The sequence below is a fragment of the Streptomyces sp. NPDC008137 genome, from assembly GCF_042957035.1.
In the GTDB taxonomy this organism is placed as follows: domain Bacteria; phylum Actinomycetota; class Actinomycetes; order Streptomycetales; family Streptomycetaceae; genus Streptomyces.
In genome coordinates this window covers 414,627-431,102 of record NZ_JBIBHN010000003.1, presented here as the reverse complement: position 1 = coordinate 431,102, position 16,476 = coordinate 414,627, and the positions used below count along the sequence as shown (strand labels likewise).

15 protein-coding genes are annotated in these 16,476 nt (G+C 69.8%); 3 read left to right on the top strand and 12 right to left on the bottom strand.

Annotated elements, in window-relative coordinates:
* Positions 1-34: 34 nt before the first annotated feature.
* The 6 genes from ACFZBT_RS07990 to ACFZBT_RS07965 all read right to left on the bottom strand — a co-directional run bounded on the left by ACFZBT_RS07990 (position 35) and on the right by ACFZBT_RS07965 (position 6,254).
* A complete protein-coding gene (locus tag ACFZBT_RS07990; protein WP_391099759.1) occupies positions 35-2,455 on the bottom strand; it encodes a hypothetical protein in 2,421 nt (806 codons plus the stop codon).
* A 155-nt stretch (positions 2,456-2,610) separates the two neighbouring features.
* On the bottom strand, positions 2,611-3,021 hold the full coding sequence (locus tag ACFZBT_RS07985) for a DUF6113 family protein (RefSeq protein WP_391099757.1): 411 nt from the start codon (positions 3,019-3,021) through the stop codon (positions 2,611-2,613).
* Entirely contained in the window at positions 3,018-3,878 is an 861-nt protein-coding gene (mshB, locus tag ACFZBT_RS07980) for an N-acetyl-1-D-myo-inositol-2-amino-2-deoxy-alpha-D-glucopyranoside deacetylase (protein ID WP_391099754.1), read from the bottom strand. Before mshB ends, ACFZBT_RS07985 begins: the two co-directional genes overlap by 4 nt.
* Before the next feature lie 49 nt (positions 3,879-3,927).
* On the bottom strand, positions 3,928-4,548 hold the full coding sequence (locus tag ACFZBT_RS07975) for a Uma2 family endonuclease (RefSeq protein ID WP_391099751.1): 621 nt from the start codon (positions 4,546-4,548) through the stop codon (positions 3,928-3,930).
* A gap of 52 nt (positions 4,549-4,600) precedes the next feature.
* Positions 4,601-5,539 (bottom strand): helix-turn-helix domain-containing protein, encoded by a 939-nt coding sequence (locus tag ACFZBT_RS07970; protein ID WP_391099748.1) that lies wholly within the window; start codon positions 5,537-5,539, stop codon positions 4,601-4,603.
* Between the two features lie 232 nt (positions 5,540-5,771).
* Complete coding sequence (locus ACFZBT_RS07965) at positions 5,772-6,254, bottom strand: ATP-binding protein (RefSeq protein WP_391099745.1); 483 nt, start codon at positions 6,252-6,254, stop codon at positions 5,772-5,774.
* A 143-nt stretch (positions 6,255-6,397) separates the two neighbouring features.
* Between ACFZBT_RS07965 and ACFZBT_RS07960 the strand changes: the two genes are divergently transcribed.
* Positions 6,398-7,261, top strand: a complete 864-nt coding sequence (locus ACFZBT_RS07960) for a Scr1 family TA system antitoxin-like transcriptional regulator (RefSeq protein ID WP_391099743.1) — start codon at positions 6,398-6,400, stop codon at positions 7,259-7,261.
* Complete coding sequence (locus tag ACFZBT_RS07955; protein ID WP_391099741.1) at positions 7,258-7,467, top strand: DUF397 domain-containing protein; 210 nt, start codon at positions 7,258-7,260, stop codon at positions 7,465-7,467. The genes ACFZBT_RS07960 and ACFZBT_RS07955 overlap by 4 nt, the downstream gene beginning before the upstream one ends.
* A 22-nt stretch (positions 7,468-7,489) precedes the next feature.
* On the opposite strand, the gene ACFZBT_RS07950 is transcribed toward ACFZBT_RS07955, so the two are convergent.
* Positions 7,490-7,684, bottom strand: a complete 195-nt coding sequence (locus tag ACFZBT_RS07950) for a hypothetical protein (RefSeq protein ID WP_019755516.1) — start codon at positions 7,682-7,684, stop codon at positions 7,490-7,492.
* Between the two features lie 177 nt (positions 7,685-7,861).
* Here ACFZBT_RS07950 and ACFZBT_RS07945 point away from each other — a divergent pair, with 177 nt between their 5' ends.
* Entirely contained in the window at positions 7,862-9,988 is a 2,127-nt protein-coding gene (locus tag ACFZBT_RS07945; RefSeq protein WP_391099739.1) for a prolyl oligopeptidase family serine peptidase, read from the top strand.
* Between the two features lie 290 nt (positions 9,989-10,278).
* Here ACFZBT_RS07945 and ACFZBT_RS07940 read toward each other — a convergent pair whose 3' ends face one another.
* From ACFZBT_RS07940 to ACFZBT_RS07920, 5 genes are all read right to left on the bottom strand, one after another.
* Positions 10,279-11,427 carry a dipeptide ABC transporter ATP-binding protein gene (locus tag ACFZBT_RS07940; RefSeq protein WP_391099736.1) on the bottom strand — a complete coding sequence of 383 codons (1,149 nt, stop codon included), beginning with the start codon at positions 11,425-11,427 and terminating at the stop codon, positions 10,279-10,281.
* On the bottom strand, positions 11,420-12,478 hold the full coding sequence (locus ACFZBT_RS07935) for an oligopeptide/dipeptide ABC transporter ATP-binding protein (protein WP_391099734.1): 1,059 nt from the start codon (positions 12,476-12,478) through the stop codon (positions 11,420-11,422). The genes ACFZBT_RS07940 and ACFZBT_RS07935 overlap by 8 nt, the downstream gene beginning before the upstream one ends.
* A gap of 11 nt (positions 12,479-12,489) precedes the next feature.
* The gene (locus ACFZBT_RS07930; RefSeq protein ID WP_391099732.1) at positions 12,490-13,452 is read right to left on the bottom strand and encodes an ABC transporter permease subunit; all 963 of its coding nucleotides are present in this window, start codon (positions 13,450-13,452) and stop codon (positions 12,490-12,492) included.
* On the bottom strand, positions 13,445-14,374 hold the full coding sequence (locus ACFZBT_RS07925; RefSeq protein WP_391099730.1) for an ABC transporter permease subunit: 930 nt from the start codon (positions 14,372-14,374) through the stop codon (positions 13,445-13,447). Before ACFZBT_RS07925 ends, ACFZBT_RS07930 begins: the two co-directional genes overlap by 8 nt.
* A gap of 133 nt (positions 14,375-14,507) precedes the next feature.
* Entirely contained in the window at positions 14,508-16,121 is a 1,614-nt protein-coding gene (locus ACFZBT_RS07920; protein ID WP_391099728.1) for an ABC transporter substrate-binding protein, read from the bottom strand.
* Between the last annotated feature and the right edge of the window lie 355 nt (positions 16,122-16,476).

The window sequence follows — 16,476 nt, the reverse complement described above, 5'->3', positions numbered from 1 at the left end:
GGGCAGGGGCTCTCGTGCGGCGGGTGGCCGGAGGTCAGTTCGGCTTGGTGTCGATGACTCCGACGCGCTCCGCCGGAGTCTTGCCGCGCAGGGCCTCGCGCAGCGCGGCGACGACATCCTGCGGAAGGACGTCGCGCTTGCCGCTCGCGCCCTCGATCTGCACGCCTTCGAAGGTCGTGCCGTACGCCTCCTGGAGCGCCTTGAGGTTGTAGGTGTCGACGAGCTTGCCGTCGACGGCCTTGAAGCTGAGGATCTTCGGCAGGGACAAGGGGCCGAACTTGATCTCGTGCGCCGCGTCGGTCCGGACGGTGGTGATGTCGGACATCGCGGGCTGCGCGAAGTCCTTCAGCATCCGGTCGACCTCGGCGTTCGAGACGGTCGGCTGCCGGGTGGTGGTCGGGAGGTTCACCGTACCGGCGGTGCCGGTCTCCACCTGGGTGCGGTAGGCCTGCTCGATCGCGGCGGTCGACTTGTCGACGTCGATGCCCTTGCCCACCTTGCCGTACACGGCGACGGCCTTGCCGCCCTGGAACTTGATGGTGCCGTCGGACGACGAGCCGGAGCCGCCCGCGGCGGTCTCCAGGGACGCGTGCAGCTTCTCCTCGTCGATCGGCATGACGGGGGTGACGACGCGGTGGTTGCCGAACAGCGAGCCGATCACGGAGACCGGGTTGTAGTCGCTGCCCGCCGCCGCGTCCGCCGTGGCGTCCATGTCGAACTGGAGGCCCGCGTTGTCCGGGTCGAGGGACACGGCCTTGCCGCCCACCGACAGCTTCAGCGGCTTGCCCGCGTTGTCGTCGAAGGCTTCGTCGAGCTTCTTGACCGCGCCGTCGCGGGTGGTGCCGCCGATGTCGACACCGAGGACGCTGGTGCCCTTCGGGACGTCGGTGCGGTTCATCAGCAGACCGGCGCCGTAGAGGCCACCGACGGCGACGACCACGCCGACCGCGAGCAGCACGAGCTTGTTGCGGCCCTTCTTCTTCGGCGCCTTCGAGGAGCTCGCCGGGGGCGGGGAGACCGGCTCGGGCAGCTTCGGGGCACCGTGCGGCACCGGGCCGTCGCCGGGCGCGCCCGGGCCGAACGGGGAGGCCGCGCCGGACGGGACGACCGGGATGCCGCTGGTGACGGTGTGCCCGGAGACGTTGTCGTGGCGGGGCCCGTAGCCCTGGTCGTCCGGTTCGGGGGCGGGCTTCTGCGGGGTGAGGATGGCGGTGTCGTCGCTCATGCCGCCGCCGGGGGCGCCGGCACCGGCGGGGCCGCCCTTGCCTGCGGGACCACCGGGTGCGCCCGGGCGTCCGGGTCCGCCGGGCGCGCCGATGGCTCCGGGGCCCGCAGGCACGCCGGGGCCGCCGGGTCGGCCGGGGTCGTTGAAGGCGCTGGGGGCGCCGGGGCCACCCGGCCCACCGGGCCTGCCCGGCTCGCTGAAGGCGCCGGGGCCACCCGGGCCGCCGGGGCCACCCGGTCGGCCCGGGGCACCCCGCCCGCCCGGTCCGCCCGGTCCGCCCGGTCCGCCCGGTCCGCCGGAGAAGACGTCGGGACGGCCGCCCGGGGCACCGGGCCCACCGGCCGGCGGGGCCATCGGGCCGTCGCCGGTGACCGGACCGCCCGTCGGACCGGCCGGGCCCTGGGGGCCGGGGCCGCCCTGGCCCGCACGGTCGTTCTCCGCGAAGAACGGCAGATCGTCGCGGCGCGGTTCGCCACCACCACTGCCACTGCCACTGCCACTGCCCGGCGCGGGACGCGAGCCGTTGCCCAGCGGGCCCGCCGCCAGTGCCTCGGTGACGTCGAAGGAGCCGGTGCCGCCGCCGTGCCCGGGCGCGACGGGTCCGCCGGTCGCGCCGCCGGGGAGCCCGGCACCGTTCGTACCTCCGGACCGGGAGCCGCCCGGCGCACCCATGGAGCCGACCACGCCTCCGGGCCGCCCGGCACCCGGCCGGGCCCCGCCGGACGCACCGGGAGTACCGGGAGTACCCGCCGCCGGGTTCGAACCGCCCGGCATACCGGTTCCGTTGGTGGAGCCGCCGTCCTGACCGCCCTGGCCCGTGCCGGACTTGCGGGGTGCGAACCAGTCGCTGGTCGGCTTGTCATCGGCGGGCTGCACGGGCTCGGCGGGAGGCTCGACCGTGCCGGTGCCCCTGGAGGTGGCGGCACCCGGTGCGGAGGCCTCGCCGCCGGGGCCCGCGCCGGTCGTACCGGTGTCGCCCGAACCCTCCGAATCCCCGACGGGCTTGCGCACCACCACGGGCGGAATGGGCCGTGACCCGGGGATGTTGATCCGGATCCGGGTCGTCAGCGTGGTCTCGGTCTTGCGTTCCTCCGGCCGCGCGGCCGAACGGCCCGCGTCCGTACCGGCGTCGGAGACCTTCGGGGTCCCGTACGGCGGCGTACCCGACGGGTAGGCGGCTCCACCGCGCCCGTTGGGCCCGGAGGACGGAGTGTCAGTTTCACGACTCAAGGCAGGTTCTCCCGGTTGGCTCCGCCGCCCGACACAACCTCACGCGGGCAGCTCGGCGGCGCGCACCACCATACTGGCCACTTCTGGCCCGTATCCCACGACCGCCGGGAATCCCACACCGGACCCCCACGGGCACGTCCTGGCGAAGTGGTACGTCACTTGGCAAGTCGGACGGGATCGCCGTCCGGTTGCCGCCCCGGGGCAAGGGTGGCACACATCACAGCCACACCGATGCCCCCGAGCAGGTAGAGATAGGAGCCGCTTCCCGCGGCGAAGAGGAAGTCGCCCTCGGGGCGGCTGGCCGTGAGCAGGATGACGGCGAGCATCCAGCCGGCGGCTGCCGCGACGCCCCCGATCCGGCCCCGGGTGACGCGTGCCGCGCCCAGGACGGCTCCGGCCTCCCCGGCGAGCGCGAGCAGCAGCCCGCCCGGGAACCACGCGGGCTGCACCAGCGCCCCGGCCACGCCGACCACGGCCCCGAGCAGGAAGAACCCCAGGCAGGCGGTGACCCGGGCGGCGGACGGTGGCCGCATGGGCTGGGCGAGCATCGGACCCCGGTCATTCATGAGGCCTCCTCGACACCGGCGAACAGGTCCGTCTCCCGCTCACCGGGGCCCCGCTCGCCCCGCACCAGCTCGTAGTACTCGGTCGCCAGGATCGGCTGGGCGAGCTCGTTGGACAGCACGAAATACGGCTCGGCCACGGTGATCTGCGTGGCGTGGGCGCGCATCGCGGCGGCCTTGGCGGCGGCGTGGGAGGTGCCGTCGATCACCGCCGTGATCCGCTCCTCGCCGACCACACCGGGTACGTCGTCGACCTCGGCCGCCTTGGTGAAGGGGAGGCCGGGCAGGTCGTCGTGGAGCCGGGCGAAGGACTCCTCCACAACGGGCCGGGGGACCCGGTTCCAGTAGACCTTCGGGATCGGCGTACCGGCCTCGGCGGACAGTTCGGCGGCGCGCATGGCCACGCGGTGGGCCTGGATGTGGTCGGGGTGGCCGTAGCCGCCGTCGTCGTCGTAGGTGACGAGGACCTGGGGGCGTACCTCGCGGATCACCTCGACGAGGTGTGCGGCGGCCTCGTCGACGTCGGCCTGCCAGAAGCAGCCGGGGTCGTCGTTGTCGGGCAGGCCCATCATCCCTGAGTCGCTGTAGCGTCCGGCGCCGCCGAGCAGGCGGACGTCCCGGACACCGAGCTCGGCCATCGCGGCGGCGAGCTCCTGGCGGCGGTGCTGCCCCAGGGCGGCGCCGGTCAGATGCGCGAGCCCGGGCGGGATGACCTCGCCGCGTTCGCCCAGGGTGCAGGTCACCAGGGTGACGTGGACACCCTCGGCCACGTACCGGGCCATGGTCGCGCCGTTGTTGATCGACTCGTCGTCCGGGTGCGCGTGCACCAGCAGCAGACGACGGGAGGGCAGTTCCGTCATGGGGCCAGCCTATGAGGCACGGGGGCGGTGCTCGTCGCGGCCCGGGGTGTCATCCCTCTTCGCCCTCTTCCGCGCTGCCGTCCTGGTAGCGCGGCAGGCCGCTCGTGGAGATGGTCCACTCACTGATGGTGACATCCTCGCCGTACACGAAGTTCTTGCGCACGGCGTAACGAGGGCCCTCCGGGGTGGCGTGGATGTCGGTGAAGACGGCACCACTGCCGGTACGTGGATCGAAGATCACGTAGATGGGAATGCCGAGCAGCGGATAGTCGCGCATCTTGCCGACCCAGTCGTTCTCCGGGTTGGACCGGGAGACGACCTCGATGGCGGCGACGACCGTACGGGGGTCGACGGAGCCTTCGACGTCGAGGTCGGCCCAGGCGATCACCATCACGTCCGGATGCCGCATGATGCCCTCGGGCACGTCTTCCACGTCGGGCGTGCCGTTGTGGGCCAGCAGCTCGTCCGGCATGACCTTCTCCAGACGGCGGCTGACATGCGCGGCCGTGACCTCGTGCGGGCCTCCCGGCGACATCATGTCGTGCACGATCCCTTCCTTGGTGACTTCGAATTTCCCGGGGAGGGTGTCGTCCAGCGACCGCACGACATCCCTCATGGACCGGTACAGATGGGAGCCGTCCCGCCGCGCGTTACCGGATGCGATGGTCATGGCGCTCGCTCCTCGTCGTCTGTGCCCAGGGGCAAGGATCGTCACGTTCATGCTAGGCGGCCTCCTGCTGGTCGGAGCGGCAGTCGCGGCAGCGGGCCGCTGGGTCGGACGAGCGGAAGCCCCGGTCGCAGCCGTCGCAGTTCCGCATCGCCGACGGGGACGGCCGCGGTACGGCCGGTGCCCGGAACGGGGGCGGGGGCGGAAGCCGGTCGGCGAGACGGTGGGCCAGGAAGGCCGCGGGGCGGCGTACGCCCTCGGGCGGCAGGTCGGTGCTCAGGGCCCGGCGTACGGCGGTGGGGGCGACGTCCCGCTCCAGCCAGGCGGCGACGCCGGGGGCCAGGTGGGCCGTGTCGCGGGCGGAGAGCAGCAGCCGGGGGTCGTGCCGGTGGAGGTCCGCGAGGAGGTCGGTGGCGGCTTGGAGGAGGGCCGGGGCGGGATACGCGGGCCGGGGGACGGCGGGGAGTGGCTTGCGGGGTGGCTGCTGTTGCTCACGCGTCGTCCCGTGTGGTGCTGGTGCGCGCTCCTCGCAGGCCTCGGGAGGCTTCGGTTCCGTGCCCGCCCGGGCCGCCCGGGTCGCCTCGGCGGCACGGCGGGCCACCGAGGGCTGGTTGCAGGAGGTCGTGCGGGTGACGATGCGGCCGGTGGGCGTGCGGACGCGTTCGCGGCGCAGGTACCCGTGGACCTCCAGTTCGCGCAGGGCGGCGGCGATCCGGGTCGCTCCCTCGGGGAACCGGGCGGCGAGGGCCTTGATGTCGACCCGGGCACCCTTGGGCAGCGACTGGAGGTGGCAGGCCAGGCCGATCGCGAGGAGGGACAGCTCGGCGTGCTGGGTGAGGTGGTTGCCGATCACCGTGAAGCGGGTGGTGTGGCGGGTGTTGTCGTGCTGGAGCCCGCCGGTGCGGTGGGCTGTGCCGGGCCGCTGGTTCGGGTGCATGTTGCCCGCAACGCGGGCCTGGGCGCGCGGGTGCGCGCTAGGGTTCTGCGTATCCATCAGGAAGTGTCCGTCTTCCTCGGTGGTCAGGCCCTCGCACTGGGATTGCAGTCCCGGCGGGGGCCGTTTCATGTCTGCGGTTGTGGTGGTGGTGCGTTGCGCTGAGCGTCGGGCCTCGGGGGTCGGGAAATCCAGCCGGTTCGGGGATGTTCACCCGCCCGAGTGAGCGCGGGCCACGGGCGGGAGGGGTGGGGCTTGGCGGGGTTCTTTCTCCCCCTCGGTTCTTTGTCCCTCAGTCGCTGACGGCACCGGAGCGTGAAGGTGCGGGTTCCGGTGCCGGGAAGCTCAGTTCGGCCCAGACGATCTTGAGCGGGAACCGTCCTTCGGTGACTCCCCAGCGGTCGGCCAGCGCCTCGACGAGCAGCAGGCCCCGGCCCGACTCGGCCACGCCATCGGGCACTCGGAGCGCGGGCAGCCGGTCGCCGCGTGTGTCGGTGACCTCGATGCGGAGTGTGGCGCCGACCACGTGGAGCGTCAGGCGGAAGCTGCGGCCGGGGAGACGGCCGTGGGTTGCCGCGTTGGCCGCCAGTTCGGCGACGACATGGCTCGCCCTCTCGTGCGGAAGCCCCCAGCTCCGGAGCGCGTCCACCGCGAGCAGACGGGCGAGGCGAGCACCGCGCGGTGTGGAAGACAGCAGCACGGTGAAGTCGCGGACCTCGCCCCTGGGTTCGGGTCGGGTCCCAGGTCCGGCGATTTCCTGAGTTTCCTGATTCATGTCACTCAGCGTGGCCGACCAGCTTTACCGTGATGCGTGATTGCCCTGTTACGTAGAGCAACCGTCCAAGGTCTGTCCGGTGCTGTCCGGACTGTCGACGCTGTTCCCACAGGCAGGGCGTGACGCACTACGGAGGTGTACGCATGTCGGTGAACGGTGAGACGGAGCAGACGGACGAGCCGGGCGGGGAGGTGGACCCGGACGACGAATGGGCGGTCGCCGTGGTCGCCACGGTGGGACGGCAGTTGAGGCTCCGCCGGGAAGCGTCCGGGCTGCGGGTCGGCGACTTCGCGGCGGCGGTCGGGTACGGCGAGGACCTCGTCTACAAGATCGAGAGCGGCAAGCGGATTCCCCGGCCCGACTATCTGGACACTGCGGACAAGGCATTGGATGCCGGGGGTCTTGTCGCGGCGATGAAGGAGGACGTGAAGAAGGTCAGGTACCCGAAGAAGGTGCGGGATCTGGCGCAGCTGGAGGCGCGGGCGGTGGAGCTTCAGCTCTACGATCCGCTGCACATCCACGGCCTGTTGCAGACTCCGGGGTGCGCGCGTGCCCTCCTCTCCATGCGGCGACCCGCCTACTCGACGGAGGAGGTGGAGCGGTTCATCGCCGCACGCGTAGCGCGCAAGGCGGTCTTCGAACGAGACCCGGCACCCGACCTCAGCTTCGTCCTGGAGGAGTGGACACTTCGGCGGCCCCTTGGCGGGAGGGCCATCCTGCGCGGGCAGCTGGAACACCTGCTTGAAGCGGGGCAGTTGCGTAACGTCGAGCTTCAGGTGATGCCGATCGAACGCGAGGAGCACGCCGGCGTGGACGGCAGTATCGAGGTGCTCAAGTTCGAAGACGGTTCAGCGGTCGGACGTTCACCGGCAGTGGCCAACGGACGACCGGTTTCCGACCTGCGGCAACTCCGTATCCTGGAACTCCGGTATGGCATCATCCGGGCTCAGGCACTCACACCGCGTGAGTCGGCCGCCTTCATCGAACAACTGCTGGGGGAGACATGATCCGCAAGGCCTCGTCCGTGAACCCCTCCAGCCTGGCGTGGTTCAAGAGCAGCTACAGCAGTGGCAGCGAGGGCGACTCGTGCGTCGAGGTCGCCACCGAGCCCGGCACCGTCCACGTCCGTGACTCGAAGAACGTCGAGGGGCCCCGGCTGGCCTTCGCCTCCGCCGCGTGGGGCACCTTCGTGCCGTACGCGGTCGAGGGCTGACCCTCCGGCTCCCTCGGCGCGGTCAGAACTTGATGCTGCCGATCATGCCCGCGATGTTCGTCGTCAGCTCACTGATCGTGGGAGCGACGGTCGACGAGGCGAGGTAGAAGCCGAGCAGCATGCACACCACCGCATGCCCGGCTTTCAGTCCCGACTTCTTGATGAGCAAGAAGACGATGATCGCCAGCAGCACCACCGCCGAAATCGAGAGTGCCACGGCGGCTCACCTCCAAAGATCCACAAGGGCGCGGGGGGTCGGACTATGGGGGCATTAAATCCGTACAGCAGCCAGCAGGTTCATACCCACTATGCGACATTGATCATAACTATCGGTCCGTGCGCATCGATCGGCGCACTGCCGCACAAGGGGGCGCATGGCCAATATGGTCAGGGCATGACGACCGAGCCTGACTCCTTCCCCCGTCGGCACGCCCGCACGCAGCGCTTCACGCTCGGCGCGCCGCGTTCGTTCAGTGTGGCGCCCGACGGTTCACGTGTTGTTTTCCTGCGCTCCGGTTCCGGTACGGACCGGGCGAGTTCGCTGTGGGTCCTCGACACGGAGGACGGCGCGGAGCGCGTGGCCGCCGACCCGCGCGCCCTGCTTGGCGGCGCCTCGGAGGACCTGTCGCCCGAGGAACGGGCGCGGCGTGAGCGCAGCCGCGAGGGCGGGGCCGGCATCGTCGGGTACGCCACGGACTCGGCCGTCGAGTTGGCCTCTTTCGCCTTGTCAGGGCGGCTCTTCGTGGCCGAGCTGCGGGCCGGGACGGCGCGTGGACTGGCCACGCCGGGGCCGGTGATCGACCCGCGTCCGTCGCCCGACGGGCGGCACATCGCCTATGTCGCGCAGGGCGCCCTGCGGGTGGTGGGCGCCGAGGGGGACGGCGACCGGGCGCTCGCCGAGCCGGATTCGGAGAATGTCTCATTCGGGCTCGCCGAGTTCATCGCGGCCGAGGAGATGGGGCGTTCGCGCGGATTCTGGTGGGCTCCGGAGTCTGACCGGCTGCTGGTGGCGCGGGTGGACGACACACCGGTGGAGCGGTGGTGGATCTCCGATCCCGCGCATCCGGGGCGCGAGCCGCAGCGGGTGGCGTATCCGGCGGCGGGCACCGGCAACGCGGAGGTGCGGCTGTTCGTGACCGGCCTGGACGGCGTGCGCACGGAGGTCGCCTGGGACCGGGCACGGTATCCGTATCTGGCGCATGTCCACTGGTCAGCGGCGGGCGCGCCGCTGTTGCTCGTACAGGCGCGCGACCAGCGCAGCCAGCTCATCCTGGCCGTGGATCCGGAGTCGGGCGCGACGCGGATGGTGCACGCCGACGAAGATCGAACATGGCTTGATCTTTTCCCCGGGGTGCCGCGCTGGAGCCCGTCCGGGCAGCTGGTCCGGATCGCCGACGAGGGCGGTGCGCGGGTGCTGGCGGTCGGGGAACGGCCGCTCACGGGAGCCCAGTTGCACGTCCGGGCCGTGCTGGACGTCGCCAACGACGACGTGCTGGTCTCGGCGTCGGCGGGCGAGGAGGCCGGCGAGGCGGAGACGGGCCAGGTGCATGTGTACCGGGTGAACGAACTGGGCCTGGAGCGGGTGTCCCAGGAGCCGGGCGTGCACTCGGCGGTGCGGGCCGGGGACGTCACGGTTCTGGTCTCGGCGACGCTGAATCGGCCAGGTGTGCGGGTGCAGGTGCTGCGCGACGGAAAACCGACGGCGACTGTCCCCTCTTACGCGGAAGACCCTGGTATGTCCCCCCGCGTGACGCTCACCGAGGGGGGCGCACGCCGCATCCCGTGCGCCGTGCTTATGCCTCGGGACTACGCCGGTGACACCCCCCTGCCGGTGCTCATGGACCCCTATGGCGGCCCCCACGGGCAGCGGGTGGTCGCCGCGCACAACCCGCACCTCACCTCGCAGTGGTTCGCGGACCAGGGCTTCGCGGTGGTGGTCGCGGACGGGCGAGGCACTCCGGGCCGCTCCCCCGCCTGGGAGAAGGCGATCCACCACGACTTCGCCCTGTCCCTGGACGACCAGGTGGAGGCCCTCCAGGACCTCGCGACCCGCCACCCCCTGGACCTCTCCCGGGTGGCGATCCGCGGCTGGTCCTTCGGCGGCTATCTGGCGGGCCTGGCGGTCCTGCGGCGCCCGGACGTCTTCCACGCGGGCATCGCCGGCGCGCCCGTGACGGACTGGAGCCTCTACGACACCCACTACACCGAGCGCTACCTGGGGACCCCGGCGGAGCACCCGGAGTCGTACGCGGGCAGCTCCCTGGTGACCGCCGACGGACTGTCCTCCCCCGCCGAGCCGCACCGCCCCCTGATGGTCGTGCACGGCCTCGCCGACGACAACGTGGTCGTGGCCCACGCCCTGCGTCTCTCCTCGGCCCTCCTGGCCGCCGGCCGCCCGCACGAGGTCCTGCCGCTGTCCGGGGTCACGCACATGACCCCGCAGGAACAGGTCGCGGAGAACCTGCTCCTCCTCCAGGTGGACTTCCTCAAGCGCTCCCTGGGCATCGACCGTTCCGCCTGAGCACGGCAACGGGCCGGGGCGACATGGCGCGCCCCGGCCCGCTTACGGCACCCGCACGGCCGTACACCGTTCAGCCTGACGCGTCCGTATATCGGGACCGGGTCGGTGAAGTTGCTTGCGTGTTAACGGAGTTCGCGGGGGTTTGTGGGTACTTGGGCTGCCGTCGGCCCGGCCATGCGGTCATGCCCGGCTCGCCGCAGGGCGCATGCCCGCAGCCGGGCCGAAAGCACCGGTTCCCGGCGCCCTCGTCTGAAGGCACCGGGAACCGGAAGGGACGTCATACGTGGCCGTCAGGCCGCGTGGACCACGTCCTTCTCCTCCGCGAAGTGGCAGGCCGACTCGTGCGCCGCCGGGGTGTCCGCGCCCTCGAAGCGCTGGGGGACCGCCAGCAGCGGCACCTCCTCGGCACACCTGTCCTGCGCCTTCCAGCAGCGGGTGCGGAACCGGCAGCCGGAGGGCGGGTTGGCCGGGGACGGCACGTCGCCGGTCAGGATGATCCGCTCGCGGCCCTCACGGGCCTCCGGGTCCGGCACCGGGACCGCCGACAGCAGCGCCTGGGTGTAGGGGTGCGTCGGGTGGTCGTAGATCTGCTCGTCGGTGCCGATCTCGGCCATCTTGCCGAGGTACATGACCCCGACCCGGTCCGAGATGTGCCGGACGATCGACAGGTCGTGCGCGATGAAGAGGTAGGAGAGGTTGAACTCGTCCTGGAGCTTCTCCATCAGGTTGATGACCTGCGCCTGGACGGACACGTCCAGTGCGGAGACCGGCTCGTCGCAGATGATGATCTCGGGGTTGAGCGCGAGGCCGCGGGCGATGCCGATGCGCTGGCGCTGACCGCCCGAGAACTGGTGCGGATAGCGGTTGATGTACTCGGGGTTGAGGCCGACGACGTCCAGGAGGTCCTGGACCTTGCGGCGGCGGTCGCCCTTCGGCGCCACCTCGGGGTGGATCTCGAAGGTCTCCCCGATGATGTCGCCCACCGTCATACGGGGGTTGAGCGAGGTGTACGGGTCCTGGAACACCATCTGGATGTTCCGGCGCACCGCCTTCAGCGCACGCCCGGACAGCTTGGTGATGTCCTGGCCCTTGTAGAAGATCTCGCCCGCGGTCGCCTTCTCCAGCATCATCAGCAGCTTGGCGACGGTGGACTTGCCACAGCCGGACTCGCCCACGATGCCGAGGGTCTCGCCCTGGTAGAGGTCGAAGGAGATGCCGTCGACCGCCTTGACCGCCCCGACCTGCTTCTTGAAGAGGATGCCCTGGGTGAGCGGGAAGTGCTTCACCAGGTTGCGCACCTGGAGGATCGGCTCGCCCCGCTCGACCGGCGCCTCGATGGCCGCGACCGCCTCCGACTCCGAGTGGGCGTCGACCACCTCGACCTCGGAGACGTTCGGCGTGGCGTCCTGCGGCTCGTCGGTCTTGCTGAGCTCAGCCATGGATCGTCTCCTTCCAGAAGTGGCAGGCCGATCCGCGGCCGGCCAGCTCGGTGCCGTCCTGCTCGGCGACCGGGTGCAGTACCGGAACGTCCGTACGGCAGATGTCCTGGGCCTGGGGGCAGCGCGGGTTGAAGGCGCAACCGGTCGGGATGCGCAGCAGGTTGGGCGGCAGCCCCTTGATCGCGTACAGCTCCTGGCCCTTCTGGTCCAGGCGCGGGATCGAGTCCAGCAGACCCTTGGTGTACGGGTGCGCGGGCCGCTTGTACAGCTCGTGCACCGGGGCGGTCTCCACGATCCGGCCCGCGTACATCACCGCGATCTTGTCCGCGACGTCCGCGACGACGCCGAGGTCGTGGGTGATCAGGATGAGGCCCATGTTGTACTCGCGCTGCAGCTCCGCGAGCAGGTCCATGACCTGGGCCTGGACCGTGACGTCGAGGGCCGTGGTCGGCTCGTCGGCGATGATCAGGTCCGGCTCCAGGGCGAGCGCCATCGCGATCATGATGCGCTGGCGCATACCGCCGGAGAACTGGTGCGGGTAGTCGTTCACCCGGGCCGCGGCGGCCGGGATCTTCACCCGGTCCATCAGCTCGATGGACTTGGCCTTGGCGTCCTTCTTGGACATGCCCTGGTGGACGCGGAACATCTCGCTGAGCTGGTAGCCCACGGAGAGCACCGGGTTCAGTGAGGACAGCGCGTCCTGGAAGATCATCGCGATCTTGCTGCCGCGGATCTTGCGCCGCTCCTCGCCGGACATCTTCAGCATGTCCTGGCCGCGGAAGAGGATCTCCCCCTTGGGGATGCGGCCGGGCGGCATGTCGAGGATGCCCATGATCGCCTGCGCGGTCACGGACTTGCCGGAGCCGGACTCGCCGAGCACGGCCAGCGTCTCGCCCGCGGCGACGGAATAGTTGACGCCGTTGACGGCCTTGGCGACGCCGTCGCGGGTGCGGAACTCCACGTGCAGGTCGCGGACTTCGAGCAGCGGACGGCCCGCGCCTTCCGCGCCGTCGGGCGCGGGACTCCCGGCCACTTCATCGATGATGGTCACGTACGCCTCCCTCAGCGCAGCTTGGGGTCGAGGGCGTTGCGTACAGCATCGCCGAACATCAGGAACGAGAGCACCGTGATCGAGACCATCACCGACGGGATGATCAGGGTGTGGGGGGCGATACGGAGCTGCTCACGTCCACGCGCCACGTCGCCGCCCCAGGACACCGCCGTGTCACCGAGGCCCACGCCCAGGAAGGACAGGGTCGCCTCGGCCGCGATGTAGCCGCCGAGCGCGATGGTCGCCACGACGATGATGGGTGCGAGCGCGTTGGGCAGGATGTGCCGGAACAGGATCCGGGTCGTCGACGCGCCGAGTGCCTTGGCGGCCACCACGTAGTCCGCCTGCTTGATGGTGATCACAGCACCGCGGGCGACGCGGGCGATCTGGGTCCAGCCGAGGAAGGCGAGGGCCAGGATGACGACCAGGACGGTGCGCTCCTCGAAGGAGTTGAGCACCACCAAGGCGCCGAGCAGGAACGGGATGCCGAGGAAGACGTCTGTCATCCGCGAGAGCAGGCTGTCGGTCCAGCCGCCGAAGTAGCCGGCGATCATGCCGATGACCGTGCCGATGACGGTGACGGCCAGGGTGACACCCACTCCGACGCTGATCGAGGCGCGGGCGCCGTAGACGACACGGGCGTAGATGGAGCGCCCCTGGACGTCGTAGCCGAACCAGTCCGCGGCGAAGACGTGCCCCCAGTTCGGCTTGCCCAGGTAGTGCTTGGCCAGGTCGGCGTCGCGCGGGGAGGCGCTGGTGAACAGTCCCGGCCAGACGGCCATCACCAGGAGGAACACGATCAGCACGCCCGAGACCAGGAACAGCGGGTTGCGCCGCAGGTCGTGCCAGGCGTCGGACCAGAGGCTGCGGGCCTTCTCGGGAGCGGGGCCCGCGTCGGCCACGACGACACCGGCGGTGCTCACGGTGTCGCCGGGAAGGGCATCGACCTTCTTCTCAACGGTCTTGTCAGGCATACCGGATCCTCGGGTCCAGGACCGCGTAGAGCAGGTCGACGATCAGGCTGGCGGCGAGGTAGATGAGCACAAGCAGCGAGGCGATACCCACCACCGTGGCGCCCTCCCGCCGGGTGAGCGCCTCGTAGACCTCGAAGCCGACACCCCGCACGTTGAAGATGCCCTCGGTCACGATGGCTCCGGTCATCAGGCTGCCGATCTCGATACCGAGGAAGGTGACCACCGGGATCAGCGAGTTGCGCATCAGGTGGACACCGATGACACGGCGGCGCGGCAGCCCCTTGGCCACGGCGGTGCGCATGTAGTCGGACCGCAGGTTCTCGGCGATCGACGTGCGGGTCAACCGGGCGACGTAGGCGAGGGAGAGCGACGCCAGCACCATGGCGGGGAGCGCGAGCTGGCCGAAGTCCGTCGTGTCGGTCACGGTGGGCGTGGTGACCTGCCACTTGAACGCGAACAGGTACTGCAGCAGGAAGCCCAGCACGAAGGACGGCATCGAGACGAGGACCAGCGTCAGCGTCAGCAGTCCGCGGTCCCGCAGCGTGTCGGGGCGCAGGCCGGCGACGACACCGAGGCCGACGCCCACGAGAGTGACGAAGGTGAAGGCGAAGAGCGTCAGCCGCAGGGTCACCGGGAACGCGCCGGCGATGATGTCCGCGATGGGCTGCTTGCTGGCGACCTGGGTGCCGAAGTCACCCTGGACCAGCCCGGCCATGTAGTTCACGTACTGCTGAAGGAGCGGCTGGTCGAGGCCGAGGTCCTTCTTGATGCTCGCGACCACCGTCGGGTCGTACGCCTGATCCCCCATCATCGCCCGGACGGGATCGCCGGGCAGGGCGTACATCATGCAGAAGATGATCAAGGTTGACCCGATGAACACCGGGATCATCTGGAGCAGTCGCCGTGCGACATAGCGCCCCATAGGTGCCTCCGTGAGGGGTTAACGCAGGTGCGGGGGCCGCCTCCTGGTGAGGAGACGACCCCCATGCACCTCCCACCGCCACCGGAGCGGCGGCGGGTTTACGGCCGAGGGGGAAGAGGTCCTGAAGGCCCTCTTACTTGGTGGTGACGCCCCACACCTCGAGGTCACCGTGGAAGTCGACGTTGACGTTGTCGACGTTCTTACCGTGGCCGCCGTTGATGCGGTAGTACCAGAGCGGGATGGCCGGCATGTGCTCGACCAGCTTCTTCTCGACCTCCTGGAAGGCCTTCACCGACTCTTCGAGGGACTTGGCGTTGTCGGCCTTGCCCATCAGCCCGTCGATCTCCTTGTTGGAGAAGCGGCCGTTGTTGGCCTCGGCGGTGGTGTGGTACAGCTCCTTCATGAAGTTGGCGTTGACCGGGTAGTCGGCGACCCAGCCACCGCGGTACATGCCCTTCACCTGGTCGTTGTCACGGGCCTCGAGGTCCGTGGCGAAGTCCGGCTTGGGGTCACCGGTGCACTCGACACCGGTGGCCTTGCGAATGGACTCGCAGACCGCGGTCACCCACTCCTTGTGTCCACCGTCGGCGTTGTACTGGACGGTGAACTTGTTGCCCGGGACACCGCCGCCCTCCTGGACGAGCTTCTTGGCCTTCGCCGGGTTGTACGTGAACACGTCGGTGTCCAGGTTCTGGTTGCCCTTGACGCCGGGCGGCGTGAAGGACTTGGCCGGCGTACGGGTGTTGTTCAGGACCGTCTTGGTGATCGTGTCGCGGTCGATCGCCATCGACAGGCCCTGCAGGACCTTCGGGTCGATGTCCTTGAAGGTCTTGGAGTAGAACGCCGGGGTCAGCGTCTGGATGGCCGCGTACGGCTGCTCGATGGCGCCGTCGCCGAGGTCCTGCTTGTACTTCGGCAGGTCCGTCGGGCCGACCTGGCGGATCATGTCCAGGTTGCCGGAGACGACGTCCTTGTAGGCCGCTTCGACCGTCGTGTAGTTCTTGAACTGGACGCCCTTGTTCTTCGCCTTGTTCGGGCCCTTGTAGCCGTCCCAGGCCTTGACCTGGATGAGCTTCTTGTGGTCCCACCTCTCGAAGGTGTAGGGGCCGTTGCCGACCGGCTTCTGACCGAAGGCCTTCGGGTCGTCGTAGAAGGCCTTGGGAAGCGGGGCGAACGTGTAGTAGCCCAGCTTGTAGTTGAAGTACGGCATCGAGTACTTCAGCTCGATGGTGAAGGTGTGGTCGTCCACAGCCTTCAGACCGGACATCGCGTCGGCCTTCGGGTCACCCTTCTCCGGGTGGACGTCGTCGTAGCCCTTGATGTCCTGGAACCAGAAGGAGTTCTGCTGGTTGTTCTTGATGTTGGCGTACCAGTTCCAAGCGTCGATGTACGACTTGGAGGTGACTTCCTCGCCGTTGTGGAACTTCCAGCCCTTCTTGAGCTTGACCGTCCACGTCTTCGAGTCCTTGGTGGTGACCGACTCGGCGTTCGTGTAGACGATGTTGCCCTTGGCGTCGAAGTCCAGCAGCTGGGTGAAGAGCGCCTGGATGACGTACGAGCCGTTGGTCTCGTTGGTGTCGGCCGGGACGAGCGGCTTCTGCGGCTCGCCGACGTCGATCGACACATAGCCGGCAGGTCCGGAACCCTTGCTCTTTCCCTCACCATCACTGTCGCCGCCGCAGGCAGTGGCGGCCAGAGCGACGACTATCGCCCCCGCGACCCACTTGGCGCTCTTGGCACCGCGCATGGGTTCCTCCTATGAAGTCATTGGTTCACCGCGAAGGGAGCACACGACACATCACGGCCCCCGCCCGTCGCCGGTGCCGGAATTCGTCGAGTGCCCCCGCGCTCGTGAGTCGCGCCGCTGCCGGCTACTGACCCGTACATCCGAGCTCTACGCGCCTAACTATCTGCCAAACACTGGGACCGAACCACACCCTCGAGGTCTCGGTTCGATCACAGCTCGCGTATACATCTTCCAAAATCCGGACAAAGGGTTTGGTGAAAGATCCCTGCGAAACGGACTTGTTACACATCTATCGGTGGCAGGTGTCCGCATTCCGGACGCGAGAATGAGATAAACGGGTTGCGGCTCCCGTGAC

Coding starts and splice junctions, on each gene's coding strand:
- ACFZBT_RS07985 (WP_391099757.1), bottom strand. CDS start 3,021: ATGAATGACCGGGGTCCGATGCTCGCCCAGCCCATGCGGCCACCGTCC.
- mshB (WP_391099754.1), bottom strand. CDS start 3,878: ATGACGGAACTGCCCTCCCGTCGTCTGCTGCTGGTGCACGCGCACCCG.
- ACFZBT_RS07975 (WP_391099751.1), bottom strand. CDS start 4,548: ATGACCATCGCATCCGGTAACGCGCGGCGGGACGGCTCCCATCTGTAC.
- ACFZBT_RS07970 (WP_391099748.1), bottom strand. CDS start 5,539: ATGGATACGCAGAACCCTAGCGCGCACCCGCGCGCCCAGGCCCGCGTT.
- ACFZBT_RS07965 (WP_391099745.1), bottom strand. CDS start 6,254: ATGAATCAGGAAACTCAGGAAATCGCCGGACCTGGGACCCGACCCGAA.
- ACFZBT_RS07960 (WP_391099743.1), top strand. CDS start 6,398: ATGTCGGTGAACGGTGAGACGGAGCAGACGGACGAGCCGGGCGGGGAG.
- ACFZBT_RS07955 (WP_391099741.1), top strand. CDS start 7,258: ATGATCCGCAAGGCCTCGTCCGTGAACCCCTCCAGCCTGGCGTGGTTC.
- ACFZBT_RS07945 (WP_391099739.1), top strand. CDS start 7,862: ATGACGACCGAGCCTGACTCCTTCCCCCGTCGGCACGCCCGCACGCAG.
- ACFZBT_RS07940 (WP_391099736.1), bottom strand. CDS start 11,427: ATGGCTGAGCTCAGCAAGACCGACGAGCCGCAGGACGCCACGCCGAAC.
- ACFZBT_RS07930 (WP_391099732.1), bottom strand. CDS start 13,452: ATGCCTGACAAGACCGTTGAGAAGAAGGTCGATGCCCTTCCCGGCGAC.
- ACFZBT_RS07925 (WP_391099730.1), bottom strand. CDS start 14,374: ATGGGGCGCTATGTCGCACGGCGACTGCTCCAGATGATCCCGGTGTTC.
- ACFZBT_RS07920 (WP_391099728.1), bottom strand. CDS start 16,121: ATGCGCGGTGCCAAGAGCGCCAAGTGGGTCGCGGGGGCGATAGTCGTC.